The 22,175-nt window shown below is 38.3% G+C and carries 16 protein-coding genes; 8 read left to right on the forward strand and 8 right to left on the reverse strand.

What is annotated here, in order from left to right:
• Positions 1-19 precede the first annotated feature (19 nt).
• Genes AOM43_RS01050 through acs form a run of 3 tightly spaced genes read right to left on the reverse strand, consistent with a single transcriptional unit; the run spans position 20 to position 4,342 of the window.
• Positions 20-1,249, reverse strand: coding sequence for an alpha/beta hydrolase family protein (locus tag AOM43_RS01050; RefSeq protein WP_059358684.1), 1,230 nt, complete (start codon positions 1,247-1,249; stop codon positions 20-22).
• A 3-nt stretch (positions 1,250-1,252) separates the two neighbouring features.
• Positions 1,253-2,353 carry a bifunctional diaminohydroxyphosphoribosylaminopyrimidine deaminase/5-amino-6-(5-phosphoribosylamino)uracil reductase RibD gene (gene ribD / locus AOM43_RS01055; RefSeq protein WP_013924958.1) on the reverse strand — a complete coding sequence of 367 codons (1,101 nt, stop codon included), beginning with the start codon at positions 2,351-2,353 and terminating at the stop codon, positions 1,253-1,255.
• Between the two features lie 3 nt (positions 2,354-2,356).
• On the reverse strand, positions 2,357-4,342 hold the full coding sequence (gene acs / locus AOM43_RS01060; RefSeq protein ID WP_059358685.1) for an acetate--CoA ligase: 1,986 nt from the start codon (positions 4,340-4,342) through the stop codon (positions 2,357-2,359).
• A 158-nt stretch (positions 4,343-4,500) separates the two neighbouring features.
• On the opposite strand from acs, the gene AOM43_RS01065 reads away from it, so the two are divergent.
• The 5 genes from AOM43_RS01065 (at position 4,501) to AOM43_RS01090 (ending at position 10,586) form a co-directional block, all read left to right on the forward strand.
• Positions 4,501-5,109, forward strand: a complete 609-nt coding sequence (locus AOM43_RS01065; protein ID WP_006340276.1) for a peptidylprolyl isomerase — start codon at positions 4,501-4,503, stop codon at positions 5,107-5,109.
• 12 nt (positions 5,110-5,121) lie between these two features.
• On the forward strand, positions 5,122-6,030 hold the full coding sequence (locus tag AOM43_RS01070; protein ID WP_013924956.1) for a CPBP family intramembrane glutamic endopeptidase: 909 nt from the start codon (positions 5,122-5,124) through the stop codon (positions 6,028-6,030).
• Positions 6,031-6,038: 8 nt separating this feature from the next.
• Complete coding sequence (locus tag AOM43_RS01075) at positions 6,039-7,028, forward strand: FAD-dependent oxidoreductase (protein ID WP_059358686.1); 990 nt, start codon at positions 6,039-6,041, stop codon at positions 7,026-7,028.
• A gap of 45 nt (positions 7,029-7,073) precedes the next feature.
• Entirely contained in the window at positions 7,074-7,709 is a 636-nt protein-coding gene (locus tag AOM43_RS13600) for a hypothetical protein (protein WP_226987346.1), read from the forward strand.
• Positions 7,710-8,345: 636 nt separating this feature from the next.
• A complete protein-coding gene (locus tag AOM43_RS01090) occupies positions 8,346-10,586 on the forward strand; it encodes a hypothetical protein (protein ID WP_059358688.1) in 2,241 nt (746 codons plus the stop codon).
• Positions 10,587-10,628: 42 nt separating this feature from the next.
• On the opposite strand, the gene AOM43_RS01095 is transcribed toward AOM43_RS01090, so the two are convergent.
• The 3 genes from AOM43_RS01095 to AOM43_RS01105 are packed head-to-tail and all read right to left on the reverse strand — an operon-like array spanning position 10,629 to position 13,663.
• Complete coding sequence (locus AOM43_RS01095; protein WP_059358689.1) at positions 10,629-11,453, reverse strand: hypothetical protein; 825 nt, start codon at positions 11,451-11,453, stop codon at positions 10,629-10,631.
• A gap of 31 nt (positions 11,454-11,484) precedes the next feature.
• Positions 11,485-12,648, reverse strand: coding sequence for a citrate (Si)-synthase (locus tag AOM43_RS01100; RefSeq protein WP_059358690.1), 1,164 nt, complete (start codon positions 12,646-12,648; stop codon positions 11,485-11,487).
• A 25-nt stretch (positions 12,649-12,673) separates the two neighbouring features.
• Entirely contained in the window at positions 12,674-13,663 is a 990-nt protein-coding gene (locus AOM43_RS01105; RefSeq protein WP_059358691.1) for a malate dehydrogenase, read from the reverse strand.
• Positions 13,664-13,914: 251 nt separating this feature from the next.
• On the opposite strand from AOM43_RS01105, the gene AOM43_RS13485 reads away from it, so the two are divergent.
• From AOM43_RS13485 to queC, 3 genes are all read left to right on the forward strand, one after another.
• A complete protein-coding gene (locus tag AOM43_RS13485) occupies positions 13,915-14,061 on the forward strand; it encodes a hypothetical protein (protein ID WP_193374852.1) in 147 nt (48 codons plus the stop codon).
• Between the two features lie 860 nt (positions 14,062-14,921).
• The gene (locus tag AOM43_RS01110; protein ID WP_006340263.1) at positions 14,922-15,596 is read left to right on the forward strand and encodes a radical SAM protein; all 675 of its coding nucleotides are present in this window, start codon (positions 14,922-14,924) and stop codon (positions 15,594-15,596) included.
• A 1-nt stretch (position 15,597) separates the two neighbouring features.
• Positions 15,598-16,263 carry a 7-cyano-7-deazaguanine synthase QueC gene (queC, locus tag AOM43_RS01115; protein WP_059358692.1) on the forward strand — a complete coding sequence of 222 codons (666 nt, stop codon included), beginning with the start codon at positions 15,598-15,600 and terminating at the stop codon, positions 16,261-16,263.
• On the opposite strand, the gene AOM43_RS01120 is transcribed toward queC, so the two are convergent.
• Both AOM43_RS01120 and AOM43_RS01125 read right to left on the reverse strand, forming a co-directional pair.
• Positions 16,256-17,524 carry a DNA-directed RNA polymerase subunit alpha C-terminal domain-containing protein gene (locus AOM43_RS01120; protein WP_006340261.1) on the reverse strand — a complete coding sequence of 423 codons (1,269 nt, stop codon included), beginning with the start codon at positions 17,522-17,524 and terminating at the stop codon, positions 16,256-16,258. The two genes, queC and AOM43_RS01120, sit on opposite strands and share 8 nt — an antisense overlap.
• A 438-nt stretch (positions 17,525-17,962) precedes the next feature.
• Complete coding sequence (locus AOM43_RS01125; RefSeq protein ID WP_059358693.1) at positions 17,963-22,051, reverse strand: coiled-coil domain-containing protein; 4,089 nt, start codon at positions 22,049-22,051, stop codon at positions 17,963-17,965.
• Positions 22,052-22,175: the final 124 nt, after the last annotated feature.

The raw sequence follows: 22,175 nt of genomic DNA on the forward strand, positions 1-22,175 counted from the left end.
TAGAAAGACTTAACTAATTTCACATAGAATAGAGATGATCAGGAGAAGGAAGCTGGCAATGTGGAGCAAGGAGTTGTTCGAGCCAGTCAAATGCTTTCTGATGAAAGGTAGATAATGCTCCTGCAGCGCAGTGCTCTCCTGCACCTTCAGCACTCGAAAATAAAAAGTAATTTTTGGGACATGTCAATGTTTGATAAAGTTCTTTGGCTTGGCCCGTACAGTATTGTTCATTTTCCGCATTTAATATGAGGGAAGGGCAGTGAATGTCTTGAGAAATACCTTCCAGATTATAGGCTTGCCAGGCACGTAACAATTCTACAGGGGAATCTGCTCCATGCACCCACATTTTGCTTTTGAATTTAAAAGCCATGAAAGGATTTGTCAGAGCTTGAGTCATAAATTTTTCAAGATAGCGATTTTCATCATGTTCAAGCAAAGTTGTGACTTCAGGGAAACTTTTTTTAATATTTTCTAGAGCATCAAACTGCCCTGGATTGGCAATCAATCCGGCTAGGCGATGTTCAAAAGCTGCCGCACGTGAAGTAATCAGTCCACCCCAGCTTAATCCAACTAAAATAATGGCGTCTGATTTGACCTCAGGTTGTTTGATAAGAAAGTCGACAACTGGAGTGATGACATTCTCCCAGTCTGGTCGCATATAGAGGTTTTCTTTAATGAGGGCTTCTCCTTGACCCGGTCCGTCAAAGCATAAGGCATGATATCCTCTTTTTAAAGCGGCATTGGCAAGAGCTAAATAGCTTTCTTGCTGTGTGCTATCGTTGCCTCCATTTACAATCAAAACTGGTCGTTTTGCGTCAGATGAATCCACCTTGTAAAAATAGCCAGGAAGAGAGGACCCCTCAAAAGGGATACGGACAGCTTCAACCGGATGTGAAAATAACTCTGCGGCTTTGGAAAATGTTTCAGTATGGGATTGATAGGCATGCACTAAACGAGGATCTATAGGTTGACCAAATAGGAAGAAAAAGGCTGTGCGGTAGTAATTGGATGCGCGTAGATAGGCTTGACGTGCGCTTACAACGTTACCAGCTTGCTTTGAAACTTCTGCGGATTGTTCAACTCGCTGAGCAGTTTGCAGCCAATTTTCGTGCCAACTATCCCAATCATTTTCTTTAATGCGTTCAGCTGTCGACAAACATTCTCCGATGTCCGCGCCTTCGCAATAAGCGTAGGAAAGGGTTCTTAATAGTTGAGCATCTAACTGAGGCGTATTAAAGAATATTTTCATAACTTAAATCCGATAATGAAGATATACGCAATCGTCCAAACGTTTGGTTTCTTTTAATTGGAATTGCGGAGCGTTGATCAGGGTTTGAGGAGAAAAGCTTCCGAATAGAGGAATCCCATCACAGCCTAAAACTTTAGGTCCTATATAAAGATGGAGGGTTTGAATGAGTTGTTCATGCATAAATTGTCCCAACAAAGTTGCGCCACCTTCAATTAATACTTGAAGAATTCCTTTTTTTCCTAGTGTCTTCATTACTTCATTTAAGTCAACCCCTTCTCCATTTTTTGCCTGTGATAAAATGATCGATTCAATTCCATGGGATTGCCACATATCTCGGATTTCTGTCGAACAGCGATCCGTTGTTAAAATGCATGTCGGAGCTAAGTTTGTGTTAAATAGAGGAGAAGATAGGTCGGTTAAGGTGCCGCGACTATCTAAAACAACGCGCAGGGGAGCTTGGTAGGGAAGCGGGGAAAAAGAACGAACAGTTAAACGAGGGTGATCATATTTTGCTGTGCCACTGCCGATCAAAATGGCTTGGGATTCTGCCCGAAGCCTTTGTGCATCTTGCCGTGACAATTCATTTGTAATCCATTTTGACGTATGATCGGAGGCGGCTACACGTCCATCCAGACTAATTGCTGCTTTCGCCACGCAAAACGGGCGACCTGTTTTGCGTTGAAAAAGATAAGGCTCCAGAAGCTCCGTGGCTCGTTGCTGCTCAACCCCCACAGTTACTGAAATCCCCGCCTCTTTAAGTTTTTGAATCCCTCTTCCGCTCACTTGTGGATCAGGATCTTCTAAAGCGATGACAACATGGGCGATTTTGGCTTGAATAATAGCGTTTACACAGGGAGGAGTTTTACCAAAATGGGAACAGGGTTCAAGAGTGACATAAAGAGTGCTATTTTCTGCCTGATGCAGAGCTTGCCGCAAAGCCATAATTTCAGCATGTGCTTCTCCAGGGGCTTGCGTAAAGCCTTCACCCACAATTTTTCCTTGTTTAACAATAACAGCTCCGACCCAAGGATTGGGTGGAGAAAGCAATCGAGCCTGGGTGGCCAGTGCTAAGGCTCGATCCATGAATATAGCATCTATCGACATGCGCTAGATCTCCCGATTCTTCAATAAATCTTGAATCACTTGGGGATCTGATAGTGTTGAGATATCGCCTAAGCTATCCAATTCATTTTCCGCAATTTTGCGGAGGATGCGTCGCATGATTTTTCCTGAGCGTGTTTTTGGAAGAGCTTTGGCAAAATGGATCCGTTCCGGAACTGCAATTGCCCCAATCACTTGCTTGACATGATCGCGCAGAAATTGTTTAAGGGAATCTGTAGGAGAGATTCCTTCAACCAATGTGACAAAAGCTTCTAAACCTTGACCTTTAATCGTATGTGGAAATGGAACCACCGCAGCTTCGGCAACAGAGGGAAAGCTTGTGAGGGCACTTTCTACTTCTGCTGTTCCAATCCGGTGCCCTGATATGTTCACCACGTCATCTAGCCGGCCGAGTAACCAGTAGTCACCATCCGAATCTATATGACAGCCATCTCCAGTAAAATAGACATTTTTAAAAGTCGTAAAATACGTATTAATGAAACGGTCGTGATTTCCCCAGGCGGTTCGCATGATTCCCGGCCATGGTTTTTGAATGCACAAGCTCCCTCCCTCATGTTTATCACATGGTGTGCCGTCGGGACGCAGAATAATCGGATCAATCCCAAAAAAGGGGCGTCCTGCACTTCCCGGCTTTATGCTAAAACATGCAGGAAAGGGGGTAATCATGACTCCTCCCGTTTCGGTCTGCCACCAGGTGTCTTCGATGGGGCATTTTTCGCGGCCAATATTTTCGTAAAACCACATCCAAGATTCTGGATTGATCGGTTCCCCAACAGTTCCAAGTACACGCAAAGAAGCCAATGAATATTTTTTAGGGAATTCTTGCCCGTGACTGATTAAAGTACGGATGGCCGTCGGAGAGGTGTAAAAAACAGTCACTTTATGTTTATCAATCACTTGCCAAAATCTGCCAGCATCCGGGTAGGTAGGGATTCCTTCGAACATAAGCGATGTAGATCCATTTGCTAGTGGACCATACACGACATAGCTATGACCTGTCACCCAACCAATGTCTGCTGTGCACCAGTAGACATCATCCTCGTGAATATTAAAGACATAACGATGTGTCATAGCTGCAAAGAGGAGGTACCCTGCTTGTGTATGCACCACACCTTTAGGCTTTCCAGTAGACCCAGACGTATATAAAATGAATAGAGGATCTTCTGCATTTAAAGTTACGGGAGGGCAATCAGCAGAAGCAGATCTCATTTCGTCATGATACCAGCTATCGCGTCCTTCTTTCATGACACAAGCAGTTTCATTTCTTTTCACGACAATGACCTGCTTAACAGTTGGACATAACTCTAAAGCCTTATCCATGGTACTTTTCAGAAAAATTTCTTTGCCTCCTCGCAGGGAAACATTTGAGGTGACAACACATTCACATGTGGCATCATTGATCCGGTGGATAATCGCTTCTGCGCTAAATCCACCAAAAATAACAGAGTGGATTGCTCCAATACGTGCGCATGCAAGCATGGCGACAGCCAATTCTGGGATCATCGGTAAATACAGGCAAACTCGATCACCTTTTTGGACACCCTTTTGTTTAAGAATAGAGGCAAATTGGCAAACTTCTTGATGAAGCTCTTTGTAGGTGATTTGGCGAACTTCCTCGTCAGCTTCACCTTGCCAAAGAATTGCTATTTTATCAGACGTCTCTGTTTCCAAATGTCGATCTAAGCAATTCACACTCACGTTAAGTTTCCCATCTTCGAACCAGGAATGCTCAACCAGGCGGCGATCAGAATCCCAAATATGCTTTCCCGCATGTTTTGGCTGTTTTGACCATGTGAGAGACTTTGCTTGCTCAAGCCAGAATGAATCGGGATCCTTTAAAGATCTTTGGTAGAGCGCTTTATATTCTTTCGCATTCTTTATCCAGGCTTTTTTCTGAAACTCTGGTGATGGGGGGAAAAAACGTTTTTCCTCCATTAAATTTTCGAGAGAGGGAATATCTGAATTAGGCATGCTTTACTTCCTTGTTTACCCAGAAGTTGAGGATAACTTTTTTTTCATTGATTTTGAAGGTCAAAATTCGCTGCAAGTCCATATTTTAGAGGAAAGAAATGTCACTATTTGAATACAATACGTCTTCTAACAAACCATTAAACCATATAGGAGCCTTTATGAAAACGCAGTTGTTTCGATTCGCTTTGGCATTATTCATCTGTTGCACACAATTAGGCTTCGCAACACCTGAGGAGTTAAAAACAATGGAAAATAAAGCACAAAAAGATGTGGTTGTCATGCAGACTTCCCTTGGAGAAATTAAATTAGAGTTATTTTCTAAAGAAGCTCCAGTAACTGTGAAAAACTTTTTAGATTACGTAGCAGCCGGATTTTATGATCACACCATTTTCCACCGTGTCATTGATGGATTTATGATTCAGGGTGGGGGTTTTACGAAAGATTTTGATCAAAAGCCAACAAAAGCTCCTATAAAAAATGAAGCTGGAAATAATATTTCCAATAAAAAAGGGACGATTGCGATGGCTCGCACATCCGAACCAAACAGCGCAACAGCGCAATTCTTCATTAATGTTGCGGATAACACCTTTTTAGATCACCATGGCGAAACACCACGTGATTTTGGATACTGTGTTTTTGGGCAAGTTATTAGTGGCATGGATGTTGTAGATCAAATTCGCAAAGTTAAAACGGGTTCTTATGCGGGTCATGGAGATGTCCCAAAAGAAACTGTTGAGATCATCAGCATCAAAAAAGAACAAAACTAAACGAGGTTAGAAGTGGAAGGGATCATTCAAGAAGCTGTTCTGCCCCATGTGGGGGTGATGACCTTCTTTCTTCTGACGGGTGTAATCATTAATTGGATCGCTTATCTAGGGGGATTTTATAAGCTACCCTATGATGACGATCCATTTTTTTCTGACCATTCCTCTCTTTCTTTTTTAAAGTTATTAGGCGTTTTCGCGGTTTTTTTAGGAATAAACGCTGTCATTACGGTGCTTGTACGAGTCTATCTTTTGATCAACAAGGGAATTCCCATTTTTAAAGACATTGCTATTGACGAAGTGTTGGGCCCTACCTTTCTAGGTTGGATGGATCTTCTCTTTATTTTTTGTAGCGTTGCAAGTATCCTTTTTTACAGCTATCTTTGGGGGCCCTCTATGTGGGACGCTTTAGCTGGAAAAAATGGCTTAAGTTCAGTCCAACGCAGCCTGCGTGATTTTGGAATGGGCGTTCTAGCGCTTGTGATTTGCTATCCCTTAGTGAATTTTTTTAATGAAATCTTAGAAGTCGTATTTGAGATTTTTCACATTCCACCAATCGAACAGGTGCCGGTGGAAAAAATTGTTGCGATTAGAGATAATCCTTCTCTTTTCCTTGTGACAAGCTTGTCCGTTTTATTTCTTGTTCCGTTTGCTGAAGAAATTTTATTTCGAGGCTATTTGCAAACCTGGATCAAGCAAAAACTTGGAAGATTTTCAGGGATTGTTTTAACCTCTTTGATCTTTGCTTTTTTCCATTATGCAGATAAGCAAGGCATTCGAAATGTTCAATTCATCGGGACTCTTTTTGTCCTTTCCTGTTTTTTAGGCTATGTAAAAGAACGGCAGCAATCAATTTGGGCACCTTTTGGCCTTCATGCTGCTTTTAATTCAATTGCATTAGCAGCCATCTATTTTAAAGTGTGAGAGAAACGATGCGCATTGCGATCATTGGTGCTGGATTTAGTGGGCTCGCAGCTGCATGGTATTTTTTGCAACAGCCCCATTTTGAAGTGACAGTTTTTGACAAAAAAGGGATTGGAGGGGGAGCTTCAGGTGTGGCGGCCGGTTTACTGCACCCTTATGCGGGCGCGCATGCCAAACTTAATCGTTTTGGAAAAGAAGGTTGGGAAGAGTCTTGCCATCTCATTGAAATCGCTGAAGAGGCATTAGGTATGCCTGTGGCAGATCGAAACGGGTTACTTCGCTTAGCTTTGAACGACCAGCAGGTGAGCGATTTTACGCTCAGTTCTACTCGTTATTCAGATGTCCAATTTTTTTCTGAAGCGCAGTGTCAGCAACATGTTCCTGGAGTCAAAGCGATAGCAGGTATTTTTATTCACACCGCTATGGCTGTTTATTCCGATCTTTATCTACAAGGCTTATGGAAAGCCTGCAAAAGAAAAGGTGCGGAATTTTTGCAGCAAGAAATCAAACGTTTGGATGAAGTAAGTCAGTTTGATTGTGTGGTTATAGCGGCAGGCGGTGAGATCATGCAATTGATTGATGCGACACGTTATTCTCTGACATTAATTAAAGGGCAATTATTGGAATTAGAGTGGCCTCAAGGATTAGCGCCTTTATCATTTCCTCTGAGTTCGCAAGCTTACTTAACAATGTCTCCAGATAGAAAAACATGTTTAGTCGGGTCGACTTTTGAAAAGCAATTCACTGATTTGCAAGTAGATCTTGAACAAGCTATCCAAGAGATCATTCCCAAAGCCGCTGCTTTTTTCCCTGCTATACAAACCATGAAAATTGTGAAAGGATATGCCGGAGTGCGTATTGCTTCAAAAAATCATCTCCCTTTTTATGAAAAAATCGATGCAAAAACGTGGATCATCACAGGGATGGGATCTAAGGGACTTTTATATCACGCTTTATATGCAAAGCAACTTGGAGTGGAAATAGGCAGAACAAATTAGCAAAAAAACTCTTCAAAGCCGCACACAAATTTAAAAGAATTTAACATGTTAGAACAATTGAATATAGATGCTGATAAAGAACTAACCAAAGAAGAGATGAAGGGGGGCATTTGCGGAGCTGCAAAAGGACTTATTTCTTCTATACCATATGTAGGGGGACCTTTGATAGGTGCTTGGGAAGGTTATCAGAATGCACGCAAAGAAATTACCTTCAGGGAATTTGATGAAAGATTAAAAAAAATAGATACAACCAAACTAGATTTGGAGTATATGCAAACCTCTGAATTTTGGGACTTTTTTTCTAAAATAGTACTTGAAAGACAAAAGGCTAGGGAATTAGAAAAAGTTCGGTTTATCTTAAGTATTTTTGAAGAAACCATATGCAAAGACAGAGATTCCCGTTTTCCCATTGCCTTGAAAGAAAAGTTTTTGAATCGTCTTGACAATCTTTCAGAGTATGAAACGAAGTTTTTATATGATTTTTCATGTGGAAAATTTAATGAAAAATCTCAAAAAGATGTCAATGCAATGGGTGATATCTTTCAATCAATGGCTTTAGAGGAGCTGATAATCAATGGAATCATTTGTAAAGAAGAAACCTGGATTTCGCATATAAAGGCAACAATTTTTGGAGGTCAATTTATAGCCTATATTCAATTATTAGCCTCAAAAGAACTTTAGATCTTTTTCAATCTAGCTTTAAATTCATTTATAAATATCTTACATTTTTCTTGTTTATTAAAATTTTTGACCAACTTTTTACCTCTAGCACCAGATGGAGAAACAAACTCCATAACCATTGACAATCAATCTGGACAACGTAATCACTAAAACCAAGCTGTCCGAGAGCTTTTTTTTTACTTTCCTCATATCTTCTTAAGTAACGTAGTCTAAATCATAAAATTTGGTAACGATTTTCGGAATAGATTGTCACAAAAGCTTCTCAAACCAAGATTGCATCTATGTCTTTTTTTCACAGTCCTTCTGAAGTATAGCAAGATGCATTTACGATTAAATAGAAAAGAACCTTTTCAATCATTGAATTCCCAAAAAGATATTCCAACATATTTTGACCTCTTTATTTGATAATATAATCAAAATATTTGGTCGATTTAGGAAAAATCCCTTTATAAAGGAGGCTCTCAGAACGAGAAGGAATTTGAAAAAAAATATATTCCTTTATCCTTTGTATTTTTCAATGGTTTCCATAGCTGATTATTAAGTGCCTAATAGTAAATTAATTTGATTTTTTTGAGTTTCGTTATTATAATTTTCATTAATTTTTTTATTGATAGTACATTTTTTTTTGGAGTTTTGATGACCAGCCCTTCTATTGATAGAAATGGAAATTTTGGGAAAACCTTTCAATATCACAGCCAAAAATTTGATCGATATAGAAAAGGATTAAAAAATTACAGCGGTTCCTTTGTTAAAATACAAAAGAAACAAGATCCAACTAAATTTAAAACGATTTCTTCCCAAGAAGCTGTTTTGAAATTATTAAAAAGCTACCAAAAGCTAGGCCAATACGAGCATCTCAAAAAATCTTCTCATCGTAAAAACATGCAAGAAGCTTTGGGAAACACAAAGCTCAAAAAAGATTTTCCTGTTCGAAAAATTGTCTTCAAAATTAAACAATTTACCATTGAATTATTGAGTTCACTTGCAGCCTGGAGAGGCGTATTAAAGATTCCCGAACCTGTATTGATGATTCAAGTCGGTACTTCAGAAGCCATGAATTTATCTTTTCAGGCAAGCACTCCTGCAGACTCTCCTCATAAAGTGAATGTCTACCACATTGAAAATTCCTCTTTTCTATCCGATACAGAAAAAATGCTTCAACAGTTAGAAGCGAAAGAGGGAAAATTAGAAGTGATAGAAGGAAAAGTCAGATGCGTATTTGCAGCATCTGAAAATATAGATGAACTCATTGTCACCACAGAATATCGTGGTTTACAAGGAAACACATTTCGCCTTTACATGGAAGAAAACATTGTTGTTCTGAAACAAAAGTTGAATCAACATTCAGAAAAATTTGTCTCCTTATGGGATTTTGAACAGTTAAAACGTAATGAAATTACGGTTTTACTTAAAAATAATAGTGGATTTTTCGATGAAAATGAAACCTCAAAAGATGGTGGCTATGCACTCTCAGACTTACGTCATTCACAAACACTTCGTATGTTAAGTTCTGTGTCTTTTCGTGCATTAGAAATTGAATTAAAAGCGATAAAGGAAGGCCTAGAAATCACTCATAAGGTAAAAGATTATCAGCCAGAAAAAATTAATGAGTTTTTGTTTTTTTATCATTCAACAAATATGACTTACGATTCTGAAACGACAATAAAAGAACTTATTCAAAAGATTAAACAATCAAAAAATGAAGGGCATCATGGTGAACCAGGACATTTATTAATGCATTCACTGATTGAGCAGTTTTTGACAACAGAAGTTAATAAAAAGGATCGCGAAATTTTTGAGGCTATTCGGGATCGAATCCAAGATCAGATTGATCTGGATAATGACGAATTTGCTTTTCTAAAGTGTTTGGCTTTATGTGCAGGCATTGAAAAAAGACAGATCGATGAGAAAGCAAAAAGCATAGCGGATAAAATCTTGGCAAAAATAGACAAATATAGCGAGGTTGGTGAACTGATCAGGGGCGGCTGGTATGATAGTCCAAATTCTGGACACTATATAAGCATCGAAGCTATTAGAGAAGGTGATCACTATCTCTTTCACATTGCAAATGCTGGTCAGGGAGCAAACGACATCCATCGGCCTCTATTTGAGCAAGATTCGAATGGAATGAGAATAGCTGCTATAGATAAGGGGATTGTTATTAAAACATTTAAAGCAGACAAAGCAACAGCTAAAGAAATCATTAAAAATGTTCTTATTTTTGCAGCAGTGACACAAGAAAAAGAAGGCGCAATTAATAAATTCTATGAAATCTTCGAACATGCTCAAATATGTGAAGACTATAGCCTCCCTCCACGTGGATTTCAAAAAATTGGAAATTGTGTCGTTAACAACCAGCAAGAATGCTTTATTCATATCTGCCAACGTTTGGGAAATACTGAAGCTGCTAATGTTTTCATGAAATGGCTAGAAAACAGTATTTATAAAGAAGCGGATAATTATCCGGCTTTAAAGGAAGCGCTTAAGCATAAAGAAAGTAAATCTAATATACGACCTCTTAATAGGGGATCATCACAGCTTATACTCGTTGAGTCAAAATCGGGCAAAAAACATGTCATTCCGCAGGGAATAGCAGAAGGTCAACCTTTCAAAGATTTGACGCTAGGGTGCCGAGGAGATGTTCTTGCCGATAAAAATCCAAGTACTTGTCTCTTCAATCAACATGCTCTCTTAGCCTTTAAGGAAGGAGAATATTATCTATCACGTCACCCGAAGTGTGACCTAACAGCTGAGCTTAATTTAATACGCAATGCACTGAAAACGTCTCTTCAATACTCAGACGAGTCTTTTTTTGGCATAAAATTATGGAGTGGAGATAGGATCCAGCTAAATGATTTAGAGCTGGTTGTTGCGTAGGACAATTTAACCTATGCCTTACAAAGAAGACGCACATTAAATTCAAGCCTCTCCTCTCAATCCCTTTTGCAATAAAACGTGTGTTTCAGCAGCGAAATTGAAAAAGAAGATCACGGCAGGGGCTAGGATCGCTGTAAAAGGAATCATAATGAAAAACCATTGCAAGATGGTGTAAGTCGGCGTATCGCAATAATCGCACAATGTTCCTGTTAAAACAGCTGCTAAAACAAGTAAACCCACGATAAAGAGAATTGGAAGCAAGGCCACCAAGGCAAGAAGGAGATTGGAAAAAATATCTTCTTTCACTCTGTGAATGAGAAATTTAGAGATTTCAAATCGATTGAGGCCGCGGAGTGCCAGCAAAGGGGCCATAAAAAATAGGAGTGAAAGACTCAATAGGCAAAGGACTAATGACCCCAAGTTAAGGAGAAAAGGAGCAAAAGAAAGCACGACCCCAAAAAAATCTCCGAAACCAGGGATGTCATTGAGCAATACAAAAATGCCCATAATAACCCAGAGCAATAAATAACTTAAAATAATGGGCACAGAAAAATAGGAAGCGCCAATCACCACTTCCCACGATTTATTGAATACCTCCCCATAGTTAATCTCTTTCTTCTTGATTTCGTTGTGATAAATGCGCGTCAAAAAAATTCCCAATGAAAGGATAATTCCTGCTGACAAAAAAATGGGAAGAAAAGTGAGACTCATCACCACCCACTGACCCGCATTTAAAGCGAGACCCCGAAAAAAAACGACCAAAATTCCGCACAATGCTAAAACACAAAAGGTGAGTAGCCATTTTTTTTTGCAAAAACTCAAAGATAAAGCACGATTAAAAATAAATTGGATATCTTTCAGGGTCATAGGTCCTCATTAAAAGCAGCAAGTCTGTAAATCAAGTTGTAGGGGATGATTTATATAAATATTTAGGGCGAACAATAGGCAAGCCTTTGCCTTCTCGTGCGATACATCTTTCATGGACAATTTGCACAGCAATCCCTACAGTACGCGCAAGGCCAAATAAAATGGTGAAATATTCAGGGTAAGGAAATCCAGTGGCAGATAGTACTGTGCCTGAAATTGCATCCACATTGGGATAAGGATTAGAAATTTTAGGATTTTCTGCAAGGACTTTAGGTCCAATAGTACGTAAAATCTGTGTTAATTTAACAAGTGGATTATCAGGATACTTTTTTTCAGCCAAAGCATAAAGAACGGTAGCACGTGGATCTTCGACACGCAAAACAGCATGTCCGAAACCAAAAACGAGTTGATTGTTTGCTAGCCGATCACGAATCAAAGCTTCTACAGTTTCAGGCGAGACATCATTTTGTAGTTCACTCTGTATTTCTTCAACAAATTCGAGGCAGTCCTGATTGGCTCTACCGTGACGCGGTCCTGCCAATGCACTCATCGCAGCAGCAATAGATCCATACATATCTTGTAGACCAGACGCAACCGCTTTACCTACGAAGGTAGATAGATTACCACCCCCATGGTCAAGATGAAGAACATTAAATAATTTAAAGACTTCGATTAATTCTTCTGGTGAAGCATTGGGAACGTTCAGCATATGCACAAAATTTTCGATATAACCAAGCTCAGGTTTTGAAGGTTTAGATTCTCCCCAACCTGCGTGGTAGTTGATGACTGCAGCTGCAATTTCAGGAATTTTGGCAATTAATGCAAGGCAGTCAGCTCGATAATCATTTTGCCCTTCAATCATTCCACATGTAAATAACGCTGCACAGAATAGTTGCATCGGATGCCCTTCATTTGGAAGCTTCCGAATGTGATCGATCACTCTAGGTGCACAAATTGCATGCCGCTGAAGTAAATTAGAAAAATCTTCAATTTCACCTTTAGAACCATCATTTCCTGTATATAGTAAATGGATGGCGCGTTCAGGTTCCCAGTAAGCAATATCTGCAACAGGATAATTGCGATAGAATAAACCTTTGATGGGATCGACATTTGATGTCGTGCAGTACCCGACTGGATATCCTCTTAAACCTGTATCAAGATTATCTTCTGTGATTTCAAAAAGTACCTTACTCATTTTTACTTTCTCCTCAATCGATCTTTTAGGATTGTTTTATAACGATATTCTTTTCTTCAATCAACTCTTTCTCTGTTAGGAGAATTTTTTCTTTTAAAAATGGATTGAGCTCTAATCCCTTGACAATTTCCCAATCACCTTTTTGATCTAAACGGCAAGGGAAAGAAAAAATGAGATCTTCTTGGATTTCATAAGGATTTCCATCGCTACAAACAGCTGAAGAAAACCACTGACCTTCAGGCGTCGGAAAAACCAATGCTTTTACATCATCTATCAATGCGTTTGCCGCAGAAGCAGCTGAAGATTTTCCGCGAGCAGCGATAATTGCAGCTCCTCGTTGTTGAACATTTTTAATAAAGGTGGTTTTCAACCATTCTTCATCTTTAATGACTTCAAGCAAGGGCTTATTGTGGATACGCGCATGATAAAAATCAGGCACTTGGGTTGAGGAGTGGTTACCCCAAATGGTCATGTGACTAACCGATTCAACATCCGTGTTTGCATGTTTTGCTAAAGCCGCAACCGCACGGTTTTGATCCAGGCGTGTCATGGCATGAAAATTTTTGCGGGGAATGTTGGGAGCATGTTTCATGGCAATTAAGCAATTTGTGTTGCAAGGATTCCCCACAACAAACACTTTTGCATTTCGATTTGCAGATGCATTAAGTGCTTTGCCTTGTTCCACAAAAATTTTCCCATTTTCTGTGAGTAGTTCTCCACGTTCCATTCCCGGACCACGAGGTTTAGAACCAATTAAAAGGGCATAATCGATTTCACCAAATAATTGAAAAGGATCGGAACCAATCTGGATGTGTTTCAATAGAGGAAAAGCGCAATCCTCTAATTCCATTTTTACCCCTTCTAAACTTTTTAAGGCCTCAGGGATTTCTAAAATATGTAACGCAATTGGTTGATCATTTCCCAACATCTCTCCGCTTGCAATTCTGAATAGTAGGTTATAAGCAATTTGACCTGCTCCTCCGGTCACCGCAATGCGCTTTATGGATTTCGACATAGCATTCCTCCTGGTCGTTTGATTGCATATTAAGATGAAACGGTGATTATTTCAAAAAAGTTATTTCAAAAATATCGATTGCCAGCAGAAATTCCGAAAGAAATTATAATGAATATATTTAATTTTTAATTTGTATTTTTCAGGCCAGATAGTAAGCCTATAAAATTATTTAAATATTCATTAAATTTTTTTTAAAATAATTGAGATGCTGAATTATTGATTTTTTTGTGTTCATCTATTACAAGAATTTTATGACATTAACAACGAATGGCTATTTATTAATTGAACCGGGAAATTTTTCGGAAAGCTTACAAAAAGCAGCTGATAAACTCGAAAAAGCATCTAATATTTCGAATCATTTAACTACCGCAAAAGAGGTGTATTTCGTGATGATATGATCTTGAATTAAATCAAAATTTGAATTTTTAAAATTAAAGAAAAATAGTAATTTAAATCGAAATATTTTCCATTAATTTCTAATGGAAAATTTTTTATAATGAAATATAGAACGTAAACTTTCGAAGCTTGAAACATGTTTTTAATTTATTAATTAACTCGAAATATTTATTAAATAATAAATCTCAATTAGAGGATGAAAGAATTTACACAAATTGCCTTAGGCATACTTCTTTCTTCGAATGGAGAGGAGAAATTCCAATTGATTTTGAACCGATCATTAAAAATTGCATGCTTTCACGCTTGAGTATCGATTTAAACGGCCTAAAGATCCGTTAAGATACACATCCTTCTAAAATGGGCAACTTATGGGAAAAGGTGGAATTCTCAGAGATACGTCGCTGATGGCAGTCATCATTAGCCAAATAAAGAATTGTTCGCGGCTTTTGAGTTAAGAAGCAATAGACAAAGTCAAGAGTTATAGAGATCAAACAGCACTGACATGTGCAATTTCCGAGGGTTTTGTTGTTATTGAAGAGCAATTAACGGCAAAAGATCCTGATGGTGACACCTGGCGAGACATCAATGTCAGAGGAAACAGATCAAATGCAAGATGCTTTCACCAAGATGTGTTGACGGAGAAGCCCATTTAGAAGATAGAATTTTTGAGATTTAGGGAGAAATGAACACCTTATTTCTTCCTGAGTGGGAAAGGATGTTGAAGTTCGTCCTTAAAAAGCTTTATTTTTTTGCATTTTTAAAATTACGTTCTTCAAATTTAATCTTCATTAATGTTATAATCCACACCTTTCATGCTTATTCAGTGCACGATATAGATTAAACGCTCTTTAAAAGGAATGGGATGACACAACCACTCACATTTGCTTCGAAAGAACAATTAAATATCATTGAGATTTTTTCTAGTGTTCAAGGAGAAACAAGTTTCGCTGGTCTACCGACGGCATTTATCCGGCTAGCGGCTTGCAATTTACGTTGCTCATGGTGCGATACCTCTTATTCTTTTGGAAGAGGGGATGTTTTCGGGCTCCCTCAAATTTTGGAAAAAGTCGATGAGTTTGGCTGTCGAAATGTTTGTGTAACAGGTGGGGAACCTCTTTTGCAAAAAAATGTGTATCCTTTGATGACACAACTTTGCGACAAAAACTATATCGTTAGTGTGGAGACTGGAGGATCTTTGTCTATTGAGGAAATCGATCCGCGAGTACATATTATCTTGGATATAAAATGTCCAGATAGCAACATGAGTGATCGCAATTTTTGGCCAAATTTAAGTGCTATACGCCCGGAAGATGAAGTCAAATTTGTCATCAATGGCTACCAAGATTACCTTTATGCGAAAGAAGTCTGTGAAAAGTTTCAGCTATTTTCACGAAAAATTCCTGTCTTACTATCTCCAGTATTTGATGTGTTGGATTCTAAAGAACTAGTGAATTGGGTTTTGCAAGATAAACTGCCAGTGCGTTTAAACATGCAATTACATAAATTTATTTGGTCTGCAACAACTCGTGGAGTTTAATATGAAAGCTATTGTGTTATTAAGTGGGGGATTAGATTCCGCTGTGATGCTTGCTCGTCTCCACGAACAACAAATCGAAACACTTGCAATTAGTTTTGATTATGGTCAGCGACATCGTGTTGAATTAGAATTTGCTAAAAAGATAGCGGATTTTTATGGTATTGAACATGAAGTAATTCCAATCGATCCTTTAATTTTTCGGGGTGGATCAGCCTTAACATCTTCAGAAACTCCCCAAAAAGGGAAGTCCAAAGAGGATATTCTAAAGCAAAGCATTCCCTTCACTTATGTTCCTGCACGCAACACCCTTTTTTTAGCTTATGCTTTGGCTAAAGCTGAAATGCACGGGGCTGATCAGATCCATTTTGGGTCTAATGCGATGGATTTTTTATCTTATCCAGATTGTCGTCCTGGCTATTTTGAAGCCGCGCAAGAACTTTTTAATCAAGCAACAAAGCAATCTGTAGAAGGAAAAGCCCCTCAAATCGTCACACCCCTTTTAAAGTGGACAAAAGAAGAGATTGTAAAAGAAGGTTATCGCTTAAAAGTCCCTTTTGAACTCACTTCTAGCTGTTATGATCCCACTGCAAATGGACAGCCTTGTCAACAATGCGATGCCTGTACATTGCGGCAAGACGCATTTCTTTCTATATCAGAAGTTAATTAAGACGAATTTCCAATTGATGTGACATCCCTTTTCTTACGCTAAAGAAAGGGGATAATCTTAACATCTTTTGCATGTCGTGACGGGCGTAGTGATTCCACTCTTTCATCTCTTCTTTTTCAAGCAGCTGAATCAAGTGATCTAGTTTATAATTTGTTTTAGGAGAATAGAAATAAGAGCGGGCTTTTTTTGTTAAATGGAGATAGATCTCAGCAGTCCTTTGATCCACACAAAAAAGACCTTGACCGACTTCATGTAGATAGGTGGCCAAGCAAAATTGATTGTCGTAAAAAAGTTCATTGAAGAAATTACTAGCGGAATGAGCGATTTTGAATGAATAAGAGATCTTTTGAAAGCGCTCCTTCAATTCTTGTAAAGTTGCAATGCCCGAACGATTTTGCATCCAAGGCTTGATAAATGCTTCCACTACTTCTTGCATGCGCTGATGAACACTTTCACTTTTTGCAGGGGATGTACAAAATTTTTTTACATCCAAGTACCACTCTTCTTTTTTTTGAGTATTTAATCTTCTCACTTCCACATTTTCAGCAGGGGAAAGCGAGAGAAGCTCGTTAAGATCAAATTTCTCCAAGAAAACATAGCTTTTTTTTCGATCATAAGCACCTACCAGACTTTTGATCCAAGAACCCCACCCTAAAGAATAATCACGTTCAGTTGAACGGTTTTTCACATATTTTTTGAGGGTTTGTTGGATTTCATCAATATGTCCTTGACCCATGCCTTTCAAGAAAATGAGGTCTTGTGTGTCAGCTTTTAAAAGATCTTGTATTAGGCATTTTCCATTTTTCTCTAAGCATTTCTCCGCATGTTGTGATAACCCTAGAATATGGATAGGTTCATCAAGAAAGATAGGAGAGATCCAATTGCGAAATCCGGGACCAAAATCAAATTCTAGCTGTTGTTTTTCATGGATAGTCACTTCAGAAACTGTTTCTGAAACAGAACTAGAGATTTTAGTTGGAGTTGATGTATTTAATTTTCGAATAGAATTTACATTAACGGTTTCTAACGCGTAGGTTTTTTCGAGTCCATGTGTGTAAGCTGTTTTATAGATGTCAGCAAATGGAACAGGTGTATTTGGGCTTAAAGTTTGTTTTGCTACCGTTTCTGCATTGGCATGAAAATAAGGAGGATTCGAAATCTGGAGATGTTCGGTACAAGGGATGAAATCTTCTTCGTTATCGTCTTTAGAAGTATTTACAAATTGATCGAACTGTTTTTTCAAATTTTCAAGTATAGGCATTATAAACTCGGATTATTAGCTCTTTTACTTATTTTTAAAGGAGTTGAGAAATAATAGAAACAAAAAATAATCCTAAACCACTTTAAAAATTAAAAACATCTTATTTTATTGTTCAGGATGCAGTGAGGACAAGAGGCATTGTTGAGAAGTTGTACCTTTAATGAATTTAATTTTTTAGTAATAGCCTTGCTCATGATTGTGGTTTATGCATAGTTCATTTAAAGAGGATTTTCTAAGGAGGCCGCAGCTTCCACAAGAAAGACTATAAAGCTTTATTCTATAAAATAAAAAGTAAAAAATGCTTTTAAAATAGCTTAAGGAGAGGGTTTATGGCATAACAAAAAATAATGGCTTTCACAAAATGAAAGCAGATGATGCTCTAACGAACTTAATAAAAGCCATATCTTCTTCATGAGAAGATATGGCTAAAATTAAAAATTAAGATTCATCAGAAGCGATAGTTGCTGTATGGCTACTTTCAAGCTGATTGATTAGATTTGTCAGCTCTTGTTTTTTTTCAGAAAATTCGTGTTCAATTTTTTCAATTTTTTCTTGCAATGACAACGTTTCACTTTCTTTTTGCGACATTAGATTTTGATAGTTGTGTTCCATTGAAGCAATTTTAAGTTCTCGTTCTTGTAGCAGCGACGTGAGATGTTCAATTTCTTTTTGAAGAATATTCGTTTGTTGGTGTTTCTCGAGTTCCGCATTTTCGTGAATAGCTAAGGCGAGCAAATAGTTACTTTGGAGTTCACGATGTTTGTCTTGTAAAAGCTGAACCTCATCTTCCACTTGCGAAATGTGTGTTTCTTTGCCTTGCAGTATAGAAGAAACGTGTTTCAATTCCCCATCTAAAGCACGTATTTCTTGTTCTCGATCTTCCTGGCTAGCTAAAGCGGAATGGAAGCTGCTGAGCAACTCACGATGTTTATCTTGCAAAAGCTGAACTTCTTCTTCCACATTGCTGATGTAACTCTCTTTATCCTGTAATAAGAATGAAAGCTGTTTGACTTCTCGTTCTTTTTGATCATGCTGAGCAATCGTTTGTTGAAGTTGTGTAGTAAAATCTTGCTGAGCATTTAAAGCCAATTGATAGCTTGCTTGCAGATCTTGATATTGATTTTGCAAGGATAGAATATCTTGCTCAGCATCTTTAATCAGCGTTTCTTTTTCCTGCAAAAGGGAAGCCAAATATTCGAATTCTTCTTGAATTTGATTTAACTCCAACTCTTTATCTTTCTGGCGTTCCGAAGCCTTGACAAGATCCTGTTGATGATTTTCTTGTGCTGCCATCGCCAATTGATAATCATCTTTAAGATGGTTTAAGTCTTGCTGCAGGTTTTGGATAAAATGTTCTTTGTCTTGTAAAGCAGAGGCTAAATACTCAAATTCTTCCTGAAGCAAAACGGCTTCTTGTTCTTTCTCTTTTTGTAGAGCTAAAGCGTGGATAAGCTCTTGCTCAGAGCCTTTTTGTGAAGCCAGAATCTCTTGATAGTTTTCTTTAAGCTGGAGGATCTCTTGTTCAAGATGACTAATGTGTGCTTCCTTTGTTAGGAGATTGGAAGCTAAATACTCAAATTCTTCCTGAAGCAGTAGGGCCTCTTGCTCTTTATCTTTTTGGAGGGCCAAGACACTCACGAGCTCTTGTTTAGATTCTTCTTGAGCAGCCAAGGCTTCTTTGTATGTTTCTTGAATCAGGTTTATTTCTTGCTCAAGATGAGTGATGTGGGCTTCTTTAGTTTGGAGGTCGGAAGCTAAATACTCAAATTCTTCCTGAAGTAAAAAAGCTTCTTGCTCTTTCTCTTTGTGTAGAGCGATGGCTTGCGCAAGCTCTTGTTTAGATTCTTCTTGAGCAGCCAAAACCTCTTGATAAGAAGTTTTGAGCAGATCCATTTCTTGCTCAAGATGAGTGATGTGGGCTTCTTTAGTTTGGAGGTCGGAAGCCAAATATTCAAATTCTTCCTGAAGTAAAAAAGCTTCTTGCTCTTTCTCTTTATGCAGAGCGATGGCTTGCGCAAGCTCTTGTTTAGATTCTTCTTGAGCAGCCAAAACCTCTTGATAAGAAGTTTTGAGCAGATCCATTTCTTGCTCAAGATGAGTGATGTGGGCTTCTTTAGTTTGGAGGTCGGAAGCCAAATATTCAAATTCTTCCTGAAGTAAAAAAGCTTCTTGCTCTTTCTCTTTATGCAGAGCGATGGCTTGCGCAATTTGACTTCTTAATTCTTTTTGCAAACTCTCCTGTTGATCTCGAGTTGCAAGGTAGTGATCCTGTAATTCCCCATATTTTTGCTGAAGCAATAAGACTTCTTGCTCTACATTAAAAGCATAGAGTTCTTTTTGTTCGAGTAATTGTGTTGTGGATTGCAAATCATCTTTCAAAGCCGCTACATGCGCTTCTTTCTCTTTTTGCAGCGCAAGACTATTCTCAATTTGTTGATGTAATTCAACCTGTAAGGATTCTTGCTTTGATACAATTAGCTGGTAATTATTTTGAAGCTCTTCATTTTTAGCCTGCAAAAGTTGAATCGTTTGTTCTTTTTCTTGCAAAACGGAAGTTAAGTGTGAGAACTCTTCCTGAAGAAGCTTTGCTTCTTGCTCTTGTTCTTGTTGGCGTGTAAGAGTTTGCTCCATTTGGAAAGTAAATTCTTTCTGTGACATTTCTTGACTAGCAAGGACATCTTTTAATTGTAGGATTTCTTGTTCAAGCTGATCGTTATTGGTTTCTTTCTCATGCAAGGATAGAGTTAATTGCTCTAACTTTTCTTGTAGAAGAATTGCCTCAGCTTCTTTTTCCTTTTGCAAGGTAAGGGTGCTGTCAATTTGAGCTGATAATTCCTGTTGTAAACCTTCGTGCTGAGCAACAGCTAGCAAAGAATCTGTATGGAGTTCTTGATATTGCTCATGCAAAAGTTGCAATTCTTGTTCTATGCGGCCGACATATGTTTCTTTTTCTTGTAAGGCAGCTGTTAAGGATTCAAGGTCTGCTTGCAATTGCTGAGACTCTAGTTCTTTGTCTTTTTGTAAAATCAAAGCCATCTCTAATTGTGCTGCAGTGCGACTTAAAGCATTTTCGTTAGTCTCCAATGTTGCAAAATAGCTTTCTTGGAGGTCTTGATATTTTCCTTGCAGCAGTGCAACTTCTTGCTCAACATTTTCCATCCCCATTTGCTTTTCCGCTAGTAGAGTGCTGAGCTGATTGAGCTCATCTACATTTTTGAGATATTGGTGATTGAGCATTTCGTTTGCAGCAATTTGCAATTGGTAATCTTCTTGCAAACGCTTTATTGCTTGTTCTTCTGCTTGCACAGTTGCGTCTAATAAGGCGATTTTTTCTTCGGCATTTTTCAATGTTTCGGCCAAATGCAAATGACTGGTATGTTCTTTTTCTAGATTTTCAAGATTGGAGAGTGTTGCAAATAATTCTTTGACGAGTGTTTGAGAATGGGCGCGCTCATTTTCAATATTCTCTTGAAGAGACAGCTCTAATGTCTTAAGATTTTCAATTTCTTGATTCTGAGAAATGATAATTTGATCATATTCATTTTTTTCCCGCAGAAACTTTTCCAGTTCTTGAGACTTATTTTCTAAAAGAGCACCTTCTACTTCAGATGCCGTATAAAACTGATTAATTAAAGCTGTTTGCTCTTGGTGGTGCTGTTGCAATGCTTGGATTTCTGTCTGCAAAAAATGTGTCGATTTTTCATTTTCTGACAGGGCTTGCGTGTATAAATTCAGCAGTTGATCATACTCTTCTTTCATTGATGTCAATGCGAGCTCTCGTGCTTCTAATTCTTTATCAAGAGATTCAAATCTTTGCTGGATATCTGCAAGTTCTAGAAGTTTGTTGTCTGACTGTAGCAGCTCATCCGAGTATTTGTGTGTTTGGAATTTTTCAGCTGCTAAGCGCGTGTGTAAGGCTTCGTGAATCTGGCTTAGCGCGAGGATTTCATGATTCTTTTCTTCCAAAAGATTTTTAGATTTTTCAAGATCTTGTTGTAGGTTTACAATAATCTGTTGTTTATCTTGCAACGCGTTTTCTAACTCTTTTCGATATTGACGCGCATCTTGAATTTGAGCTCGTAAGGCTTCAATTTTTAGTTGCTGTTCAGGATTAGGTTGATAACCAAATAAGTCGACTTTTGTGTGCAATAGTTCGTATGAAAGGGCCTGTACTTCTTCGTTGAGGTTGGCAATCAGATATTGGCGATCGCTTGACTCTTCTTGCAATTGCTGGATGATTAAACTTTGTCGCGCCAGCTTTTCTTTTTCTGCGGCAGTTAACATGGCTGTTTGGGAGGGAATATACAAATCGGATTGGGAAGGTTGCTCCTGATTTATTTTACCACCTCGAATAACTTCAAATCCAATAATCCCCATTAGTACACATGTCACTACGCTTAGACCGATAGCTGTGGTTTTTTGCTTCTTTTTAGGGATGTAAGAAGGGGGCTCTGAAAAGCGGTTTGATTGATTTTCGGAATTTTCAGAACCTTCATGAGGGTTTTGAATGTTAGAATCTATTTTCATTGTTTTTTTCCATCAATTCATACGTTTTAATAGCGAAAGCAAGATTTGCAAGCATAATCCATAATCTCTCTGCTATTAAAAACTCAACATAAAATTTAAGCAAGGTTTTAACTCACGAAAGGAA

Origin of the sequence: Parachlamydia acanthamoebae (genome assembly GCF_000875975.1) — a bacterium.
Taxonomy (GTDB): Bacteria; Chlamydiota; Chlamydiia; order Chlamydiales; family Parachlamydiaceae; genus Parachlamydia; species Parachlamydia acanthamoebae.